At 68.9% G+C, this 19940-nt stretch carries 15 protein-coding genes and 2 pseudogenes; 10 read left to right on the top strand and 7 right to left on the bottom strand.

Translation table 11 applies throughout. From position 1 onward, the window contains the following. Window positions 1-44: 44 nt before the first annotated feature. Window positions 45-1205, bottom strand: coding sequence for an iron-containing alcohol dehydrogenase (locus ACWBNA_RS09020; protein WP_482703711.1), 1161 nt, complete (start codon window positions 1203-1205; stop codon window positions 45-47). A 130-nt stretch (window positions 1206-1335) separates the two neighbouring features. Here ACWBNA_RS09020 and ACWBNA_RS09015 point away from each other — a divergent pair, with 130 nt between their 5' ends. From ACWBNA_RS09015 to ACWBNA_RS08990, 6 genes and pseudogenes are all read left to right on the top strand, one after another. Further along, entirely contained in the window at window positions 1336-2298 is a 963-nt protein-coding gene (locus ACWBNA_RS09015; RefSeq protein WP_482703710.1) for a LysR family transcriptional regulator, read from the top strand. 362 nt (window positions 2299-2660) lie between these two features. Next, window positions 2661-3572, top strand: a complete 912-nt coding sequence (locus ACWBNA_RS09010) for an alpha/beta hydrolase (protein ID WP_482703709.1) — start codon at window positions 2661-2663, stop codon at window positions 3570-3572. 185 nt (window positions 3573-3757) lie between these two features. Beyond that, a complete protein-coding gene (locus ACWBNA_RS09005; RefSeq protein WP_482703708.1) occupies window positions 3758-5647 on the top strand; it encodes a propionyl-CoA synthetase in 1890 nt (629 codons plus the stop codon). A 94-nt stretch (window positions 5648-5741) separates the two neighbouring features. After that, window positions 5742-6164: pseudogene (locus tag ACWBNA_RS09000) on the top strand (RsbRD N-terminal domain-containing protein); the annotation flags it as partial. Window positions 6165-6565: 401 nt separating this feature from the next. Then, window positions 6566-6691 (top strand): annotated as a pseudogene (locus ACWBNA_RS08995) (hypothetical protein); the annotation flags it as partial. A 51-nt stretch (window positions 6692-6742) separates the two neighbouring features. Continuing rightward, on the top strand, window positions 6743-7936 hold the full coding sequence (locus ACWBNA_RS08990) for an ATP-binding SpoIIE family protein phosphatase (protein ID WP_482703766.1): 1194 nt from the start codon (window positions 6743-6745) through the stop codon (window positions 7934-7936). A 433-nt stretch (window positions 7937-8369) separates the two neighbouring features. On the opposite strand, the gene ACWBNA_RS08985 is transcribed toward ACWBNA_RS08990, so the two are convergent. Continuing rightward, window positions 8370-8867 carry a PaaI family thioesterase gene (locus ACWBNA_RS08985; protein ID WP_482703707.1) on the bottom strand — a complete coding sequence of 166 codons (498 nt, stop codon included), beginning with the start codon at window positions 8865-8867 and terminating at the stop codon, window positions 8370-8372. Between the two features lie 315 nt (window positions 8868-9182). Then, window positions 9183-10049: an alpha/beta fold hydrolase gene (locus ACWBNA_RS08980; protein ID WP_482703706.1), complete on the bottom strand. Its 867-nt coding sequence runs from the start codon at window positions 10047-10049 to the stop codon at window positions 9183-9185. Window positions 10050-10911: 862 nt separating this feature from the next. Here ACWBNA_RS08980 and ACWBNA_RS08975 point away from each other — a divergent pair. From ACWBNA_RS08975 to ACWBNA_RS08960, 4 genes are all read left to right on the top strand, one after another. Beyond that, a complete protein-coding gene (locus tag ACWBNA_RS08975; RefSeq protein WP_482703705.1) occupies window positions 10912-11514 on the top strand; it encodes a TetR family transcriptional regulator in 603 nt (200 codons plus the stop codon). 205 nt (window positions 11515-11719) lie between these two features. Continuing rightward, the gene (locus ACWBNA_RS08970) at window positions 11720-12595 is read left to right on the top strand and encodes an alpha/beta fold hydrolase (RefSeq protein WP_482703704.1); all 876 of its coding nucleotides are present in this window, start codon (window positions 11720-11722) and stop codon (window positions 12593-12595) included. A 416-nt stretch (window positions 12596-13011) separates the two neighbouring features. After that, window positions 13012-13878 (top strand): AraC family transcriptional regulator, encoded by an 867-nt coding sequence (locus ACWBNA_RS08965; RefSeq protein WP_482703703.1) that lies wholly within the window; start codon window positions 13012-13014, stop codon window positions 13876-13878. Between the two features lie 344 nt (window positions 13879-14222). Further along, entirely contained in the window at window positions 14223-15176 is a 954-nt protein-coding gene (locus ACWBNA_RS08960; RefSeq protein WP_482703702.1) for a Ppx/GppA phosphatase family protein, read from the top strand. Between the two features lie 270 nt (window positions 15177-15446). Here ACWBNA_RS08960 and ACWBNA_RS08955 read toward each other — a convergent pair whose 3' ends face one another. The 4 genes from ACWBNA_RS08955 to ACWBNA_RS08940 all read right to left on the bottom strand — a co-directional run bounded on the left by ACWBNA_RS08955 (window position 15447) and on the right by ACWBNA_RS08940 (window position 19808). After that, window positions 15447-16289: a carbohydrate ABC transporter permease gene (locus ACWBNA_RS08955; RefSeq protein ID WP_482703701.1), complete on the bottom strand. Its 843-nt coding sequence runs from the start codon at window positions 16287-16289 to the stop codon at window positions 15447-15449. Window positions 16290-16292: 3 nt separating this feature from the next. After that, window positions 16293-17300, bottom strand: a complete 1008-nt coding sequence (locus ACWBNA_RS08950; RefSeq protein WP_482703700.1) for a carbohydrate ABC transporter permease — start codon at window positions 17298-17300, stop codon at window positions 16293-16295. A 60-nt stretch (window positions 17301-17360) separates the two neighbouring features. Beyond that, window positions 17361-18701, bottom strand: a complete 1341-nt coding sequence (locus tag ACWBNA_RS08945; protein ID WP_482703699.1) for an ABC transporter substrate-binding protein — start codon at window positions 18699-18701, stop codon at window positions 17361-17363. Between the two features lie 84 nt (window positions 18702-18785). Then, entirely contained in the window at window positions 18786-19808 is a 1023-nt protein-coding gene (locus tag ACWBNA_RS08940; protein WP_482703697.1) for a LacI family DNA-binding transcriptional regulator, read from the bottom strand. Window positions 19809-19940 lie beyond the last annotated feature (132 nt).

Raw genomic sequence — 19940 nt, 5'->3', positions numbered from 1 at the left:
GGACCTGGGCTGTCGTGGCCATCACGTTCCTCACTCGCCAGGTGTCAGGCGTAGATCTGCGCGTAGAGATCCTGGATCTCGTCCACGGTGGGTACGACGGGGTTGTTGGCGGGGGATCCGGACGCGAGCGCCTGCTCGGCCATGAGGGGCAGCAGGCGGAACCACTCGTCCTTGTCGATGCCGTGGGCTTTCGGGGTGGGCACCTCAAGATCCTGACACAGGGCTCGGAGCGCCTCCACGAGCTTATCGGCGGCCAACGCGTCGCTGTCGCCGTCGGTGGCGGCTTCGAGGGCGCGGGCGCAGTCGGCGTACCGGCTCTCGGCGGCGGGCGCGGAGAACGCGGTCACCGCGGGGAAGAGCATCGCGTTCGACAGACCGTGGGCGACGTGGAAGTGAGCGCCGATCGGGCGGCTCATGCCGTGCACCAGCGCCACGCTGGAGTTGGAGAAGGCGATGCCGGCCTGGGTCGCGGCGAGCATCATCGCCTCGCGGGCCTCGATGTCTCCCCCGTCGGCGTAGACACGGCGGAGGTGCCGGCCGATGGTCCGGACGGCGTTCAGGGCGAGGCCGTCGGAGAACGGATTGGCCTTGCGGCTCACGTACGCCTCGACGGCATGAGTGAGCGCGTCGACGCCGGTGTCCGCGGTCAGCCGGGCCGGCATCGACAGAGTCAGTTCGAAGTCGACGACGGCGGCGACCGGCAGGAACGCCGGCCCCGGACAGAGCATCTTCTCGTCCGTGGCGCTGTCGGTGATGATGGTGAACTGGGTGGCCTCCGAGCCGCTGCCCGCGGTCGTCGGGACCGCGATCACCGGGAGCGCCGGGCCGGGGTTGATGTGCGGGGCCTTGTAGTCCCGCATCCGGCCGCCTTGGACTCCCAGCAGGCCGAGGGCCTTGGCCGTGTCCATCGGGCTGCCCCCGCCGAACCCGATCACCGAGTCCGCCCCGTGCCCCCGGAGCATGGCAAGGCCCGCGTCGAGCGAATCGGTCGTCGGGTCCGGGACGGTGCCGGCGAACAGGTGGGGTCGCAGTCCGGCATCCCTCATCGTCGCCATCACTCGTTCCGCCGCACCGGTCCCGACGAGGTACGCGTCCGTCACCAGCAGCGGGCGGCGCAGGCCCAGCCCGACGACGACGTCGCCCAGCTCGCTGACGGCACCGCCGCCGACGCGCAGGATCCGCGGAAGGGAAAGGCTGGCAACCATGGCGGCCCTCTCGGCGAGTACAGCGGGGGGCGTGTGGCGCCCACTGCCCCGACTGTGCGGTCCGGCACGGTGTGCGATCAACCACCAATAGCGCACAGTCATTGTGCAGAAATGCAGATACGGTCGGACCGTGCACCCCCGCTCGCCGAACGAGAACCCCGGCTCGCAGCCGGCCTGGTCCCCTCACCCCGTTGATCCGCGCAGACTCCGCGCCGACGATCTGCGCTACCTGCTCGCGGTGGCCCGTACCGGACGCCTGGTGACAGCCGCCGACGCACTCGGCGTGGATCACACCACCGTGTCACGGCGCATCGCCGCGCTGGAGAAGAGCATCGGCCTGCGTCTCATCGAGCGCGGCACCGAGGGATGGACGCTGACGGACATCGGACGAGCCGTCTCGGAGAACGCGCGCGCGATCGAGGAGGCCATCGACCGCGTCGTCGACACCGTGGCGGGCCAGGACTCGCCGTCGCTGCACGGTACGGTCCGCGTCAGCGCGCCCGACGGCTTCGGCACCGCCTTCGCCACACCCGCCCTCGTACGGGTACGCCGCCGGCATCCCCGGCTCCAGATCGAACTCATCACCGCGACACGTCAGCTCGCCCTGCGCCCGTCCGGTTTCGATCTCGCTCTCGTCATCGGCGTTCCCTCCAGCAGCCGCCTGGTGACCGAGCACCTCACCGACTACACGCTGGGGCTCTACGCCTGCGACGACTACCTCACCCGGCACGGCCGTCCTCGGACGGTGGCCGAACTGCGCGAGCACCCGCTCATCTTCTACATCGAGTCGATGCTGCAGGTCGGCGACCTCGACATCGAACGCCACCTTCCCGGGATGACCCCGGCATTCTCCTCGACGAACGTCTTCGCCCAGCTCGAAGCCACCGAGCAGGGGGCCGGCATCGGCATCCTGCCGGCCTTTCTGACGCGGAGGACACAGCTGCGCCGGCTGCTCGCCGAAGAGATCGACATCCGGCTCCCCATCACCCTGGCCGTCCGCCGTGAGGCCGTGACACACCCCGCCGTACGCGTCCTGTGGACCGCCCTACGACAGGAAGTCGCCGAACGGGCCGAGGAACTGCTCCCGAGATGAAGACCAAGGGGTTTTCACGTGCCGTGTACCCCCGCTGATCTCACTCTCCTGCCCGGTGAGCCGACACCCCGCGCGCCCGTTGGCCCTTCCCTTGGCAGGGCGTGGCGTCCATGCCGTTCCCCCGCGGAGTGCCCTCTCGCCCAGGACCGCACGGGGGGCCGGGCGATGGAGCAGTTCGGCGCCTCCGAGTCGTGACGGGGGCCCATGCCGATGCGTGGAAGAGGACCTCCTCGCAACCACAGGGTGATTCCAGACACCTAAGTTTACTTTCCTATACTCAGCCAGTAGCGTCATGCCCAGCACATCGACCCGGCTGCCACGGGGGAACCCGGCACGGCCCCCGCCCGAGAAGGAGCACCACCATGGGAGTAAGCCCAGAGGCACACGAGTTCGCGGAGTTCTTCGCGAGCGTGAGCGCGAAGTCGTCGACGCCGGGCCTCGACCTGGCCGTCATCCGTGACATCGTCGACTCGAACCACAAGGCGTCGACCGAGCCGGAAGGCGTCACCTACGCCGAAGTCGACGCGAACGGCGTTCCGGCCCTGTGGGCCATCCCCGAGGGTGCCAGCCCCGACAAGGCGCTGCTCCACTTCCACTTCGGCGGATCCGTCACCGCGTCCATGCACTCCGACCGCAAGGCCGCGGGCCATATCGCGAAGGCGGCCGGCGCCCGCTCCCTCGTCGTGGACTTCCGTCTGGCGCCCGAGCACCCCTACCCCGCGCAGCTCGACGACGCCGAGACCGCCTACCGCTGGCTGCTCTCGCAGGGCTACGAGCCGCGGAACATCGGCAGCACGGGCCACTCGATCGGCGGCACGCTCGCGGTGATGCTGCCGCTGCGTCTGATCGCCAAGGGCGAGGCCACACCCGGCGCGATCGTCAGCGTCTCCCCCTGGACCGACCTCACCCTGCAGCACCCGGCTGTGGACGCGAACGAGGCGAACGACAAGATGCTCAGCCGGGCCACACTGGAGCTCTTCCGGGGAGCCTGGCTGCAGGACCCCGCCGTGGACTTCACCGCCCCCGAGATCAGCATCGAGAACGCCGACCTGACCGGCCTGCCGCCCACGGCCGTCCACTACGGCGAGTACGAGACCCTCGCCGACGACGGCGCCCAGCTCGGACGCCGCCTCGCGGAATTCAAGGTCACGTCCGAGGTCCATCCGATGCCCGAGGGGCAGCACTCGTTCGTCCTCGGCGCCGGGCGGGTACCCGAGGTGGACCAGGCGATCCAGCAGATGGGCCAGTGGCTCCGCAAGCACCTCGGCGCCTGAGCAGAAGCTGCGCCTGACGGCGGGGTCTGTGAGCCAGGCCGCCGCACCACCGCGATGCCGGTGACCGGACCACCGGTCTCCGGCATGCTGCTCGACCACGCCGGACCGGCATACGGTGCTTGTGTCCGACAGGATTCCGCGGGCCGCTACACGCCCGCCCCCTCGATGCCACAAAGGAGTGCGCGATGGGAACGTACGAGGATGTCTTCCGCTCCAGTACCGAAGACCCGGAGAGCTTCTGGCTGAAGGCGGCGGAGGGCATCGATTGGGATGTCGCTCCGCATCGCGCCCTGGACTCCTCGGGCGCACCGTTCCACCGCTGGTTTCCCGACGGACGGCTCAACGTCTGTTTCAACGCGGTCGACCGGCACGTGGAAGCGGGTCGCGGTGAACAGGCGGCGCTCGTCTACGACTCGCCCGTGACCGACACCCGGCGCACCTACACCTACGCGCAGCTGAGGGACGAGGTGGCGGCCTTCGCGGGAGCGCTCGCGCAGCTCGGCGTGGGCCACGGTGACCGTGTCGTCATCTACATGCCGATGGTCCCCGAGGCTGCGATCGCGATGCTGGCCTGCGCACGTATCGGCGCGGTGCACTCGGTCGTCTTCGGCGGCTTCGCCCCGCGCGAACTCGCCCTCCGTATCGATGACGCGGCCCCCAAGGTGGTCGTATCGGCGTCCTGCGGCATCGAGGGCAAGCGCGTCATCGCGTACAAGCCCCTGCTCGACCAGGCGATCGAACTCGCGGCCCACAAGCCGGAGAAGAGCGTGATCCTGCAACGCCCGCAGGAACGTGCCGAGTTGGGGCCCGACGATCTCGACTGGGCCGACCTGGTCGCCGCCGCGCCGCCGGCCGACTGCGTTCCCGTCCCCGCCACCGACCCCCTCTACATCCTCTACACGTCCGGAACGACCGGAAAGCCCAAGGGAGTCGTGCGTGACGGCGGCGGCTACGCGGTCGCCCTGCACTGGTCGATGGGTGCCGTCTACGACGTGGGTCCGGGCGAGACGATGTTCACCGGCTCCGACGTCGGCTGGGTCGTCGGGCACTCGTACATCGTCTACGGCCCCTTGTTGGCCGGCGCCACGACGGTCCTGTACGAGGGCAAGCCGGTCGGCACCCCGGACGCGGGCCAGTTCTGGCGCGTCGCGGCCGCATACCGGGCCAAGACCATGTTCACGGCGCCCACCGCCTTCCGGGCGATCAGGAAGGAGGACCCGAAAGGGACGCTCACCGCCGACTACGACCTCTCCCATCTGCGCTATCTCTTCCTCGCCGGCGAGCGGCTCGACCCCGAGACCTATCACTGGGCGAGCGCTCTCCTGGGCATCCCGGTGATCGACCACTGGTGGCAGACCGAGACCGGCTGGCCCATCGTCGCCAACCCGGCCGGCATCGAAGTCGCCCCTCTCAAACCCGGCTCCCCCACCCGCCCCCTGCCGGGCTGGGACGTCCGCGTCCTCGACCCCGCGGGCGAGCCGGTGCCCCCGGGCGTCGACGGCGCGATCGTCGTCAAACTCCCTCTGCCGCCCGGCGCGCTCCCCACGCTCTGGAACGACGACAACCGCTACGTCGCCTCCTACCTCTCCGCCTACGACGGCTACTACCTCACCGGCGACAGCGGACACATCGACGACGACGGCTACGTCTTCGTCATGGGCCGCACCGACGACGTCATCAACGTCGCCGGCCACCGGCTGTCCACCGGCAGCATGGAAGAGGCCCTGGCCGCCCACCCCGACGTCGCCGAATGCGCCGTCATCGGCGTCGCCGACGGACTCAAGGGACAGATCCCGCGCGGCTTCGTCGTCCTGAAGGCGGGCGCGGCGCGCGAACCGGGCGAGGTCGAGGCCGAACTCGTCCAGCTCGTCCGCGAGCGCATCGGCGCCGTCGCCTCACTCAAGGACGTCGCGGTCGTGGCCGCCCTGCCCAAGACCCGCTCGGGGAAGATTCTGCGCAAGACCATGCGCGGCATCGCCGACGGCCGCGACGAACCCATCCCGTCCACGGTGGACGACCCAGGTGTCATCGAGGTCCTCCGGCCTGTTCTGCGCGGCGCCCGTCACACGCCGTGAACGGTCCGCGGTGCCCTGGCCGACCGTGGGCGAGCGCGTCCACCGGGCTTCGCGCGGCACAGCCGGTCGGCCAGGGCGGAGGTACCTTTTGAATATGGGAACCGACACCCATGTCTTCCTCAGCCATCTCGCTCGGGGTCTCGCACCCCGAGCGGATCAATTGGTCGACGTGGTGTTGCAACGCCTGCTCAGCGAGCTTCCCGACGTGTGGAAGTACGAGGACATCGCCTCCGTGGCGCCGGTGGCGCTGTCCGAACACATCGCCATGATTCTGGATTTCCTCGAGCGCGACCTTGATACGACCGAGGTCAGGACGCCACCCGCCGCCGTCGAGTTCGCCTGCCGACTCGCTGAACACGGGGTGTCGATCAGCGAGCTCCTTCGCGTCCACCGGCTCGTCCACGCAGGTCTACTCGATCAGCTCTATCTGGAGACGGCCCGTGTCACCAGGTCCCAGGAGCTGATCAACGCGACGACTCTCACTCTGAGCGCGATGGCCTTCGAGTACGCCGATCGCACGGCGGAACAGGCGGTCGCGGCCTACCAGAGCGCACGCGACCGCTGGCTGCAGCGGCGGCTGATCGTGATCAACGAGGCCGGGGCACGGATCGGGACCACCCTGGACACCGCCCACACCGCCCAGGAGCTGGCGGACGTCGGTGCCGACCACCTCGCCGACCTCGTCACCGTCGACCTCCTCACCTCCGCCTTCCAAGAGGAGGGGACGTACCCGGTGGCCGGTCCTTCGACGCTCCGCCGCATCGCCCAGGCGGTCGCGGACAGCTGCCCGGACCCGGCACTCGGCACCGGGCAGACGCACACCTACCCGGAAGACTCGGAGCCCGCTCGCGTACTGGCCACCGGCCAACCTTCGCGGCTCCGCATCACCGCCGACGACGTCCCCCCCCATGGCCGGCGATGTCGGCGGACCACGAACTCGCCCTGCGTGCCTTGGGCCTGCGCTCCATCCTCCTGGTCCCGCTGCGGGCCCGCGGAAGCCCGCTGGGACTCGCACAGTTCGTCCGCCGTCACACGGCGGAGCCCTTTGACGAGGACGACCTGCTTCTGGCCCAGGAAATCGCGTCCAGAGCAGCCGTGAACATCGACAACGCCTGTCGCTACACCCAGGAGCGTTCCACCGCACTGACCCTCCAACGCAGCCTGCTGCCGCACCACGTGCCGGACGAGTCCGCGGTCGAGACGGCATCGCGCTACCTGCCCAGCGGATCGCGGGCGGGCGTGGGGGGCGACTGGTTCGACGTGATACCGCTCTCCGGAGCCCGCGTCGCACTCGTCGTGGGCGACGTGATCGGCCGCGGCCTGCATGCCGCGGCCACCATGGGTCGGCTGCGGACCGCGGTCCGCACTCTGGCGGACATCGACCTGACACCGGACGAGCTGCTGACCCACCTCGACGACGTGGTGATCCGCCTGCAGCGCGAGGAGGAACGGGACCCGGACGAGATCACCGCCACCTGCCTGTACGCGGTGTACGACCCCGTCTCCCGCATCTGCTCCCTGGCCAGTGCCGGACACCTTCCGCCTACCGTGGTGACTCCCCCGGCCGTTGACGGCGACGCCTCCGCACCGCGTGCGGTCGACTTCCCCAAGCTGCCGGTCGGCCCGCCCCTGGGCCTGGGTGGACTGCCCTTCGAATCCGCCCAGTTCGAACTGCCACCGGGCAGTCGGCTGGTCCTGTACACCGACGGCCTCGTGCAGAGCCGCTCTCGTGACATCGAGTCCGCCCTCGCACTGCTGCGCGACGTACTCGCCCGAGCACCGGCGTCACTCGAGGAGACCTGCGACGAACTGCTGTCCGCACTGCTGCCCAGCCGTCCCGCTGACGACGTCGCCCTGCTTGTGGCACAGACCGCGGCTCTTGACACCGATCACGTCGCCACATGGGATCTCCCCGACGACCCGGCAGTCGTCTCCCAGACCCGCGCCCACGCATCCCATCAGCTGACCGCCTGGGGTCTGGAAGAACTGGCCTTCACCACCGAGCTCGTGGTCAGCGAACTGGTGACGAACGCCATCCGCTACGGCAAGAGCCCCATCCAACTGCGGATGATCCTTCAATCCGCCCTGACCTGCGAAGTCTCCGACGCCAGCAGCACCGCCCCGCACCTGCGCCGCGCCCCGGTCTTCGACGAGGGCGGCCGCGGCCTACTCCTCGTCGCCCAGCTCACCGAACACTGGGGCACACGGCACAACCGCGAAGGCAAGGTCATCTGGGCGGAACAGCTGATTCCAGGCTCCCCGGCCGAGGTTTCACCCGCTCTGGTGTGAGTTCTGCGCGACATACATGGGATATCCGTCTCGAGTTCCGGCGATCCCGGCCATGACGACCGACCCGGGACCGAAAATCGCTCGCTCCCTCGCAGCCTGACTCACAGCCACACGACGTCCACCCCTGCCCCTTGGCGATCCATCACCTTCAACGACAGCGGAGCCGCGCGGCTACACCGCCCACCCCACCCACGCCGCCTGCCGAAGGGCGCGCGGCAACAACTCCTGCGGAAGCTTCGGCACGGCTGCGGCGCACGGCGGCGCGACGGTCCATGAACTCACGGGCCCGCCACCGACGTACGCCGCAGCCATTTCACCTCGCACTCCGGCGCGCTGCGCCGAGGTCAAGGGAGTTGGGCATCGCCCCACAGACATCACCCTCCGGGACGTCGACACACACGGGGCAGGGCAATTCACCAGTCGCCGCTGAGGGTCACGACTGAGGAGGCACCGGGAAGAGCAGGCAGCTGCTGGTGGCGTGGGCGAGGAGACGGTCTTTCGCGTCAACCAACTGGGCCTGGGCGAGGGCGGTTTGACGGCCCTTGTTGATGAGGGTGCCGATGGCGCGCACCGTGCCGGTGTCCACGGTGATCCGCCGCAGGAACTTCACCGTCAGGTCGAGCGAGGTGTACGCCATGCCCTGCGGAAGAGTCGACTGGACGGCGCAGCCCGCCGCCGAGTCGAGCAGAGTGGCGAAGATGCCGCCGTGCACACTGCCGATCGGGTTGTAGTGCTCCTCGCCCGGCGTCAGCGAGAAGACCGCCCTGCCGGGCTCCACCTCGTCCAGGGTGAAGTCGATGGCGTAGTTGATGGGCGGCCCCGGCAGTCGCCCCTTCTGCAGCTCGCGCAGGAAGTCGATGCCGGCCATGCGCCCGGCGGCCTCCGCCAGGATCGCGGGGTCTTCCCATTGATACGTACGTGTTCGTCCCACGACCGAGTGCCTTCCTCTGACTTTTACAGGTGAAGCTAGCTTCTGGCTCACCTGACTGTCAATGACGAAGCCAGGGCCTTACAAGCGGTGGTTTTACGGACTTGGGATGCGTTTCCACTGGCCGGGCGGATACCGGCCTGACCATCGCACAGCGTCCCGAGCGCGGCCCGGCCGGCCGGCCGACCAGAGGCCCCCAACGGCTCCCCTCCAGTTCGAGACGGGGCTCCGCCACGCCAGGCTCGATGTCGCCGTCCTTCGCGACGACCCCCTCGCCACGGCCGGCCGGGCCCAGGCAACGACCGCATTTCCCGCCCACTACCGTTCGAGGAACTCGAGCGCCGTCTCCACGAACTGCTGGTGGAACTGGAAGATGCCGCCGTGGCCGGCGTCGGGGTAGACCACCAACTCGGCGTTCGGTAGCCGGCGCTCCAGGTCGTACGAGTTCTCCGTCGGCACCATCCTGTCGCTCTCGCCGTTCGCGACGAGCACGGGCTGGCGGATGACGGAGAGGTCGTGGGGCTGCTCCAGGCCCCAGCGGTGAATGGCCTTGAGCTGGTTGTTGTACGAGACGGGGGAGATCGCCTTGTCCCGGTTGACCGTGCGCTCCTTCAGGCGGGCAAGAAACTGCTTGCCGGCTCGACGCCCGCCCGCGGTGCGGGTGAAGAAGAGGAACTGCTTCGGATCCTGGAGGGTGAACAGGGCTCGGACGGTGTCGAGGTGGGACAGCACCGTCACGTTCTTGATGCCCTCGCCGCCCGCGGGACCTGTGCCGCTGAGGACGAGCTTGCGGACGAGTTGCGGGTCGGTCTGCACGATCACCTGGGCGATCATGCCGCCCATCGAGAAACCGTGGATATCGACGTGCTGGAGCCCGAGCGCCCGGATGAAGGTGACGGCGTCCTTCGCCATCTCCTGGATGGTGCGCGGCGTCGAGCCGGTGGAAGCGCCGATGCCCCGGTTGTCGAAGGTGATGACGCGACGCTTGGCGGCGATGCCGTCGACGACCCGGGGGTCCCAGTTGTCGAGGACCGCGGCGAGGTGCGTGATGAAGACCACCGGCGTACCGGAGTGGGGACCGAGCTCGCGGTAGGCGAAGGTCACTCCTCCGGCGGTGATGGTGCGGGTCGGTGCGTCCTTGTACGACGTCACCACGTCGCCTTGTACGTCCTGTGAGTCGTTCACGGTTGTGCCCTTCTGAGCGGGGTTTCTGCGAGCGCGTACCAACTCCTCGTTTCTGGAGGGGACGGCGCAGGCAGGCGCCTGGGTCTCTCGACTGCGACTGCAGCCTGTGGGTGAGCGGTCGAAGGCCATGGGAGCGGGAAGCCTGTGCGGTCGAGTTCCTCGGCATCACGCCAACAATGAAAGTATGACCGTAATTTCATGAGGCCGCAAGGGGCGAATGGAACGGGGTGGCGTCGATGTCGCAATCGCGCGTGAGCGCTGCCGGAAGTCGCGGGCCTCTCCCGCGTGACGCAGCCCTCCACCTCGTGCGCAGCCCGCAACCTCGTAGGGCGGGGATCACCCCCCGGTTGCGCACCGGTCCGCGGCAGAGGGCACCTCGTCGCACCAAGGGTGAGCTCGGCCTGCGAGAACGGAAGGGCTCTTGGCCTGCGCTTAAAGCGCTGAGCGGGCGATCTCGGCCCGGGCCCGGTTGCACCGGAATCGATCGGCCACCCGCTCACCCCCGGTGCCGACCCACTCGTCACCAGCCGCATCGGACGGACTGAAGATCAGCCGCCGCGGCGGGCAACTCCGACGCCGTGCGGCTCGCCGCGATCACCTTGGGGGTACACCCTGTCGACGCGAGGACGGCAACTTCCCGGGTCCATTATATTATGTTCAACATGCAATGCAGGGACGGCGACCTGGCGCAAGGATCACAGGAGGAGACAGGAGGAGACGGGAGGGGACAAGGGGCGACCCCACGAGACCGCCGACCGCGCGACCATCGACAGTCGGAGTCATTGAATTACGTTCGCAATGCAATCCAGCGAGGAGGCCGGGCGAGAGCAAGGGACTCCTCCGGCAAAAAAGGAGTACGCCAGTGCGATACGCGACAGAGCACAAGCAGGTAACCAGGCAGCGGATCATCGAGGCGGCCGGACGCCGGTTCAAGCGGGACGGCATCGACGGCTCAGGAATCTCAACGCTCATGAAGGACGCGGGGCTGACCAACGGCGCCTTCTACACCCACTTCACATCGAAGGACGACCTCGTGGCCACCGCGGTCGCCGACCAGCTCCACACACAGAACGCGAGCATCGTCGCCCAGGCGGCACCTGGCCGCGCCGGGCTCGAGCAGATCGTGCGGTGGTACCTGTCCCCCCAGCACCGCGACAGCTCCGACGACGGCTGCCCCTCCGCCGCCCTGCTCGACGAAATCCGGCGTTGCACGGACCAGACCAAGCAGGCGTACACCGACGGCGTACTGATGGTCATCGACGGTATCGCCGCCCGCCTGGCGCCCGACGATCCCCTCTCGGTCCGCACCAAGGCGCTCAGCGCCTACGCCATGATGGCCGGGACGCTACAGCTCTCCCGCGCCCTCGCCGACAGGCAACTCTCCGACGAACTCCTCAGGCAGGGCATCCACAACGCGCTCGCACTGCTGGGCGTCGAGCATGGGCAGCCCAAGATCTCGCACTGAACCGTCCGCGAGATCCACGTGTCGCACCACGCGGGTCACTCACGTACGCCCGAGCCCACGTCAGGCACGCCTCGTCGGTGCGGGCCCCACTTGCGGTGGACTGATCGACGGGATAACATTATGAACGTACTGCAATGAGGTTTGCGGAACGACACCGTCCGCGGCGCCGAGAATCCCCTGCCCAATGCAACAGAAGGATCTGGACATGAACACACCGCGGAACATCCCATCCCCGGCCCCTTCAACGTCGTCGTACAGGAACGCGCCGACCCGCTCCGTGTCCGTGCGCGGCGAGGACTTCGCCTACCGGGAACTCGGCCCCGAGGGCGGCGTACCGCTGATCCTGCTGATCCACCTGGCCGGAAACCTGGACAACTGGGACCCGCGCATCGTCGACGGACTCGCCGCGAGACGCCGGGTCATCACCTTCGACTACCGCGGAGTGGGCGGATCGAGCGGCTCCACGCCGGACACGATCGAGGAGATGGCTCGCGACACGGTGGTGTTCATCAAAGCCCTCGGGCTCGACCAGGTCGACCTGTTCGGTCTGTCGATGGGCGGCTTCGTCGCACAGGTCATCGCGGAGGAAGAACCTCGCCTCGTCCGCAAGGTCATTCTCGCGGGCACGGGCCCCGCCGGAGGTCCCGGCATCGACAAGGTCCCTGCACTCGCCATCCAGGCGACCCTCAAAGGCGGCCTGACCCGCCAGGATCCCAAGCTCTCCCTCTTCTTCACCGACACCGCAGGCGGCCGGCAGGCTGGACGCGCCTTCCTGGAACGGCTGAAGGAGCGCACGAACGACCGCGACAAGGACATCTCGCTGCCGGCGTTCCGCGCCCAGCTGAAGGCCATCAAACGTTGGGGCCGCCAGGCACCGTCGGACCTGTCGGCCATTCGTCAACCGGTCCTCGTGGCCAACGGTGAGAACGACCGGATGGTGCCCAGCCCCAACACACTCGACCTGGCCGCACGCCTGCCCCGAGGCGAACTCGTCCCCCTCTACCCGGACGCCGGGCACGGCGGAGTCATGCAGCACCACGATGCATTCGTGACACGAGCGCTCGAATTCCTCGAGTCCTGAACCTCCCGAGCTGCGGGAGACGCCGCCAAGCAGCAGGGCCTGCCGGCGAACCCGTCGTTGAGGCAGCTCGTCCGAGACAGCGGTCAACGATCCGAGGCGCCCCTCGGAGTGTCACGGTTGGCTGATGCTGTGATGCCCGCCCGCCACCCCGGTCCGCATCCAGCAGCGGGATGAGCAGCAGCGCCCATGCGGCGTGTCGCCTCCGAGAGCAGATGGGGCGCGCAGGCCAAGCAGGATCGGGCTGACCGCATCCACACCAGCTGAAGGACTCCTCACACAGCGACAGAGCGCCGCCGTGCTCGACTGCCGGGCTGCGGCGCTGCGAGCTGCACCCGACCTGATCGGGCACAGGATGTCGGGTCCGGCAGGATGGGTGCCGCCTAGCGTGACGGTCGTAAAAAGGAAGGAGACCGGGCGTGCTGGAGCGGCTCAACCAGACCATGGAGCACATCGATCGCCACCTCGACCAGTCCATCGACGTGGCCGAGCTGGCGCGTATTGCGGCCACGTCGGAGTACCACCTGCGCCGGATGTTCTCCGCGCTCGCCGGAATGCCGCTGTCGGAGTACATCCGACGCCGCCGGCTCACCGTCGCGGGTGCCGAGGTACTCGCACGGCGGGAGTCGCTGTTGGAGATCGCGGTCCGCTACGGCTACGGCTCGGGTGAAGCCTTCGCCCGGGCGTTTCGCGCCATGCACGGTGTCGGACCGGGCGAGGCCCGGCGCAGCGGCACCGCACTCGTCTCTCAGCCCCGGTTGGCCTTCCGTCTCACCGTCGAGGGGAGCAGTAGCATGCGCTATCGCGTAGTGGACAAGCCGGCCTTCACGGTCGTCGGCCTCAAGGCCCGGGTGCCACTGGTACACCTGGGGCCGAACCAGGCGATCATCGACTTCGTTCGTGGGATCGAACCGCAGACCTCGGAGCGCCTGGAGAAGCTGTCGGACCAGGAGCCGCAGGGCCTCGTCGCGGTCTGCGACGACCTGGACCCCAGCCGTGCCGAAGGCACCGAACTCGACTACTACCACGGGGTGATCACGTCAGCTCCCGCTCCGGAAGGCACGGCCGCCCTGCCTGTCCCGGCCGGGATCTGGGCGGTCTTCACCACCTCCGGGCCGGTGCCGCAGGCCATCCAGGAGCTGTGGCGGGACGTGTTCACGGAGTGGTTCCCGTCCAACCCGTACCGCGGCCGTCCCGGCCCCGAGATCCTGCGCACCCGCCTGTCACCGGACAAGACCGAAGCCGACGCCGAGCTGTGGCTTCCGGTGGAGCGAGAAGGGGTCTGAAGACGGCGCCAAGCTCGTAGGCGCCGAACTCTGTGAGTGCTTCGGTCGGCCGGACAGGCCGACCGAAGCACTCGAAATGATCACCGCGCCGCCACCCGCCGCCATCAGTGACCTGTTCGGCATCCGCATCGACACCGCGACGTCTGCACCAGCTCGGCGCCAGATGGTTGGGCCGACTACCTCGCCGCACGCAGGGCACCCGTGGCTGCGTGAGGAAGGGTGCACGAGTGGTGACGATATGCTCACGCGGTGGGCCGGAATCCCCGTCGCGCCGTCGCCGGGACTGCCGGAGGATGGAGAGGGGGCCGGTCAGGTCAAACGCGGGGCCGAGGGAGGGTGTTGGGATGCGGCAGGCAGGTGTGCTCGACGTCGGGTGCCACAGTGCTCTATTGACGGTGGTGCGCCGACGCCCGGGTACGGTGCTGGAGCCGGTGTTCTCCCGCAAGGTGCGGCTGAGCCTGCACGAGACCCTCGACCGCAAGGGCCGGCTGGACAAGGCCGGCGTGAAGAGCGTCGAGCGGGCGGTGGCCGAAGCCGTCGCCGCCGACCCGCGTCTGCGCGGACCGGACGTGTTCGCGTTCGCGACCTCCGTCATCCGGGACGCGCCCAACCGCGACGAGATCATCGCGCGTGTGGCACACACCACCGGCACCCGCCTGCGCGTGCTGACCGGCGAGGAGGAGGCGCGGTTGTCGTACGTCGCCGCCCGCCAGTGGGCAGGCCCGACGGCCGGCCGGCTGCTGGTCCTGGACATCGGCGGCGGCACCGTGGAGATCGCCGCAGGTACCGAAGATCAGCCCCACACCGTCCACTCGCTGCCGCTGGGGGCTCGCAGGATCACCCGGGACTGGCTCCCCGGTGGCACCGTGCCCTCCCAGCGCCGCCTGGCAGAAATCCGCCAGCATCTCCGCCGGTCCCTGGAAGCCGTCCCCGGCCTGCCGCAGGCTGAACCGGGCGGGCGGGTGCTGGCCTGCTCCAAGACCTTCGAACAGCTCGCCCGGCTCGCCGCCGCCCAGGCCAAGTCCCCGCGAGCCAAGCGGCAGCTGCCGCTGCCCCAACTGCGTACTTCTGTCTCCCTGCTGGCCGACGCGGGACCGTCCCGTCGTGCCAAGCTGCCGGGCATCTCCCGCCACCGCGCCGAACAGTCCCTGGCCGGAGCCCTGATCGCACAGGCCCTCATGGAGGCCTGCGGGGCCAAGAACGTCGAGATCTGCCCCTGGTCCACCCGGGAAGGACTGCTGCTCGAACGCCTCGGCCTGCCCCGTACGGCAGACGGCCACCCCCGCCTCGTCGGCTGAACTGAACCGACGGAGCCGGCCCCGCCCGCACTTCCGTGCGCCCACGGCACCCGGACCATCGCGATGGTCACCATGAACGAGCACGGATCACCGGGGAACCAGATCCTCGCCCGCAAGCCCATGGCGGCATGAACGCGGCTCAGATCCACGCCTTGCGGAAGGCGCTGGCCGGCCACAGCCTCCGGCCACCACGCCGGTAGCGCGGTCGAGCCACGCGCCTCGGTGCCACCAGGGCGAGTTGGCCGAGGCGGGCGAGTCGGCCGCTCACGCTCAGCCCTTGACGGCGGAGCTGGCGACGCCTTGGACGAACCAGCGTTGGAAGAAGGCGAAGACCACCAGGACGGGCAGGACGAGGAGAACGCCGAAGGCGAGGATCTGGCCCCAGTCCGGGGGCTGCTGGCCCTGGAAGACGCTCATCTCCAGCGGCAGCGGGCGGACCGACGGGTCGGAGACCATCAGCACCGGCCACAGGAAGGAGCCCCACTGGATGAGGAAGGTCAGGATCGCCACGGAGGCGAAGGCCGGCTTCGACATGGGAACAACGATCGCGAAGAAGGTGCGCCAGGGGCCCGCGCCGTCGATGCGGGCGGCTTCCTCGATGCTCGGCGGGATCGAGCGGAAGAAGGTGTGGAACTGGTAGACCGAGAAGGCGTTGGCGATGAACGGGAGCGCCAGGATGAGGACGGTGTTGCGCTGGTCGTTGAACATGTAGAAGAGCGGCACGGCCACCGACTCGAACGGGACCAGCATCAGCAGCAGGATGAGCGTGAAGACGGCTTCCCGCCCGCGCCACTTCAGTCGTGACAGGCCGTACGCGGCCATCGAGTTGACGAACAGCCCTCCCGTGACGACGACGAACGCCAGCAACAGGGAGACGCCCATGAAGCGCCAGAAGTAGCCGGTGCTGTCGGAGTTGAGGCTGCTCAGGACGGCGGAGTAGTTGTCGAAGGACAGGTGGGTCGGGAGGAAACCGGACAGTCCGTTCAGGACCTCGTCGGACGGCTTGAGGCTGCCCAGGAACAGGTAGATCACGGGCAGCACGAAAATGAAGGCCAGCACGCCGAGTACGGCGTAGTCCATGAAGCGGCGCAGGGGCGTAGGGGTCGTGCCCATGGGTCAGTCCTCGTTTCCGGGCCGGACGACGCGGCGCTGGATGAGGGTCAGGGCGACGACGATCAGGAAGAAGACGACGGTGATCGCGGACGCCTGGCCGATGTTGTTCTGGTCGAAGGCGGTGGTGACGGCCTGGTACATCACGGTGCGGGTGGCGTCCTCGTCCAGGCCGCCGCCGCGCACCAGGACGTACACCTGGTCGAAGACCCGGAAGGACAGCACCGAGGTGAGCATCGCGACGAAGACGAGGGTGCCGTGGATGCCGGGCAGGGTGACGTGGCGGAACTGCTGCCAGCGGGAGGCGCGGTCGAGTTCGGCGGCCTCGTAGAGCTCACCCGGAATCTGCTGGAGGCCGGCCAGGAGGATGACCATCTGGAAGCCGACGCCCTGCCAGATGGACAGCACGATGATCGAGGCCATCGCGGTGGCGGAGTCGCCGAGCCAGTCGAAGGCGCCCCAGTTGCCGAAACTCACCGCGTCCAGGGCGGAGTTGAGCATGCCCTGGTCGCTGCGGGCGAGGATGAGGCGCCAGATCACCGCGACCAGCGCCATCGGGAAGACCACCGGCATGAAGAACAGGGACCTGAACAGTCCGATCGCCTTGAGCTTGCGGTTCAGCAGGATCGCCAGGGCCAGCGCCAGGGCCGTCTGTACCGGTACGACGACCACGGCGAAGGTCAGGTTGTTCAGCAGGGCCCGCAGGAACGGACCCGACAGGTCCGGGTCGGTGAACAGCCGCCGGTACTGCTCCAGGCCGAAGAAGGACGGTGCCAGCGGGGAGCCCAGGCGGACGTTGTAGAAGGAGAGGACGACGGCGTAGCCGAACGGCACACCGACGAAGACGATGAGTCCTACGACGGCCGGGGCAGACATGAGCAGTCCGTGCAGCCAGTCGCGGTTCTTACGGCCCGGCCGCGCTGATCGCGCAGACGGCTCGGGCTTGACGGAGGTCACGGAGGGGGCCTGCTCCGGGCCGGGCGGCGCGGCGTGCGCGGGTTCCACGGATGTCACGGGAGGGTCCTGTTCCCGGCGGGGCGGCGCGCGGTGTGCGGGCCGCCCCGGCCGATGGTCCTACGGGATCTGGTAGCCGGCGTTGTCGGAGAAGTCCTGGTCGATGGCGCGGGCGGCCTTTTCCAGGGCGCTCTTCGGGTCGGCGCCGCCGTAGATGGAGTTCAGGGCCTCGCTGAACTTCGAGGTGATCACGGGGTATCCGGCGGTCACCGGGCGGGTGACGGCGACGCAGGACTTGGTGATGTCGGTGTCGCCGCAAGGCTTGGCGAGCTGGTCGGCGAAGAGCTGGAGCGGGCCGCCCTGCTTGTAGAGGCTGCTCTTGGCGAGGGCCGTCTTGGTGGCGGGCACCGCTCCGTTGGCCGTCGTCATCGCGGTGACGTTGGCGTCGTCCAGGAGGGTGTCCAGGAACGTGCCGGCGGCCTTGGCGTTCTTGCTGTTGGCGCCGATGCCCCAGGCCCAGGAGCCCTGGCCGGTCTTGGGACCGTTGCCGAAGTCGGGCAGCGGCAGTACGACGAGGTCGTCGCCGAGGGCCTGGCTGTAGGCGGGGTACATCCAGTGGCCGACCCAGCTCAGGGCGACGCGGCCCTTGGCGAAGGCGTTGCCGTCGGTGTTGGGGTCGACGTAGGTCTTCCAGGACTGGAAGGTCTTCAGGGCCGAGACCACGCCCGGGGTGTCGAGGGCACCTTCGGCCTTGCCGTCCTTGAGGAGGGTGCCTCCGGCCGACCAGACGATCGGGGCGAAGCCGTAGGTGCCCCACTCGTTGGCGTAGCCGCCGCTCTCCTGGAGGTCGAGGGTCTTGCCGTCGGAGTCCTTGGCCTTCAGCGTCTTGAGTGCGGCGGTGAACTGCTCCGCCGTCCAGTCGTCGGCCAGGCCGGTCGGGTACTTCACGCCGGCCGCGTCCAGCAGCTTCTTGTTGCCGTAGATCCCGAGACCCGAGTCGAACATGCCCAGGCCGTAGTGCTTGCCGTCGACCTCGCCCTGCGCCTTGATCGCGTCGGTGGCGTTGTCCAGGGTCTTGGCGGAGACGTACGTGTCGATCGGGGCAAGCTTCTTGTTGTAGACGAAGTTCGCCATGGTCGGGCCGTCGAACTCCATCACGTCCGGCAGCTCGGAGGCGCTGGTGGCGGTGATCGTCTTGGTGTAGTCGGCGTCGGGTATGAGCTTCAGGTCGACCTTGATCTTGCTCTGTGAGGAGTTGAAGGACTTCACCGCGCTCTGCAGCGCGCTGACCTCGTTCTTCTGCCCCTGGTGGGCCCAGACACTGATGGTGCCCTTGCCGCTCCCGGCTTCGGCGGAGGTATCGGTACCGCCGCCCGAGCCGCAGGCGGCCAGCGCCATCAGGGGGACGAGGGCCAGGCCCGTACGGGCGGTGTGGCGGTACTTTCTGCTGGTTGAGCTCATGGCTGTGCCTCCGTGCTGGGCGAGGGTTCGCGGTGCTGACGTGCTTTCAGGGCGGGAGAGCGTGATTGTGTGAGGCTCGGGGAGTTACTGCGGTCCGCGCGGGCGCGGCGGGGCGGTGGTCTCGCGCAGGACGAGGCGGATGGGCATCTGCACCTGCTCGGCGGGGCGTTCGGCGTCCGGCTCGTCCAGCTGCCGCAGCAGCAGCCGGGCGGCTTCAGCGCCCTGGTCGGCGACCGGCTGGGCGACGGTGGTCAGGCCGACCACGTCGGCGAGTTCGTGGTCGTCGAAGCCGACGACGGACACGTCGTCCGGCACTTTCAGCCGGTGGCGGCGCAGGGCGCGCAGCGCGCCCATCGCCATCTCGTCGGACTGCGCGAACACGGCGGTCGGCGGTCTCGGGGCGGCCAGCAGTTCGGTCATGGCCCGCTCGCCGCCCTCGACGGTGTAGTCGCCGTCCGCCTCCAGGGCCGCGTCGTGCTCGATGCCGGCGTCGGCCAGGACGTCGAGGTATGCCTGGCGGCGCTCGATGGGAGTGGTCCAGTGCAGCGGCCCGCTGGACCCACTGATCATGCCGATGCGACGGTGGCCGAGGTTGACCAGATGGCGTACGGCGCTCTCGGTGCCGGCCCGGTCGTCGATACCGACGACCGTGAAGCCGGGCCGGGTGCCGCCGACCGTGGTGGCCAGCGGCACCCCCAGCGAGCGCAGTGCGGCCGACTCCTCCTCGTCAGGGATGAGGAGCGACAGCACCGCGTCCACCCGCTTGCGGACCGGGAGCCTGGTGAAGAAACGCTTGCGTGTTTCCGGCGAGCCCAGGTTGTACAGCAGTACGTCGTACCCGGCGGTGCTGAACACCTTCTCGGCGGCGTCCAGCACGGTGCCGAAGAACCAGCGGCCCACGTAAGGGACCAGGACGCCGATGGTGTAAGTGCGGCCGCTGGCAAGGCTGGAGGCGGAGCGGGAGGCGGTGTAGCCGAGCTGTGCGGCGAGGGCCGTGATCTGCGCCCGCACCTCCTCCGACACCCCCGTCCGTCCGCGCAGGGCGCGGGACACGGTGGACGGCGAGACTCCGGCGGCGCGGGCGACATCGGTGATGCTGGCCGTCACGGCGTATTCCTCCCGGTGATTTCACGTCGGTGTGATCTGTGGGTGACGTGACCGTAAACCCGCCCACCTTGTTGCGCAAGCGTTTGCGTTCATATTTACTTGGGCCGGTCCTCAGGAGACCTTTTTGTTATC

The organism is Streptomyces sp. Q2, assembly GCF_056820935.1.
Note: the sequence above shows the minus strand (reverse complement) of the source record. Positions and strands in the feature narration are given on the sequence as shown.

Bases quoted from the DNA above. Each gene is read 5' to 3' on its own strand.
- ACWBNA_RS09010 (WP_482703709.1), top strand. From the start codon at position 2,661: ATGGGAGTAAGCCCAGAGGCACACGAGTTCGCGGAGTTCTTCGCGAGC.
- ACWBNA_RS08955 (WP_482703701.1), bottom strand. From the start codon at position 16,289: ATGGGCACGACCCCTACGCCCCTGCGCCGCTTCATGGACTACGCCGTA.
- ACWBNA_RS09005 (WP_482703708.1), top strand. From the start codon at position 3,758: ATGGGAACGTACGAGGATGTCTTCCGCTCCAGTACCGAAGACCCGGAG.
- ACWBNA_RS08960 (WP_482703702.1), top strand. From the start codon at position 14,223: ATGCGGCAGGCAGGTGTGCTCGACGTCGGGTGCCACAGTGCTCTATTG.
- ACWBNA_RS08970 (WP_482703704.1), top strand. From the start codon at position 11,720: ATGAACACACCGCGGAACATCCCATCCCCGGCCCCTTCAACGTCGTCG.
- ACWBNA_RS08945 (WP_482703699.1), bottom strand. From the start codon at position 18,701: ATGAGCTCAACCAGCAGAAAGTACCGCCACACCGCCCGTACGGGCCTG.
- ACWBNA_RS09020 (WP_482703711.1), bottom strand. From the start codon at position 1,205: ATGGTTGCCAGCCTTTCCCTTCCGCGGATCCTGCGCGTCGGCGGCGGT.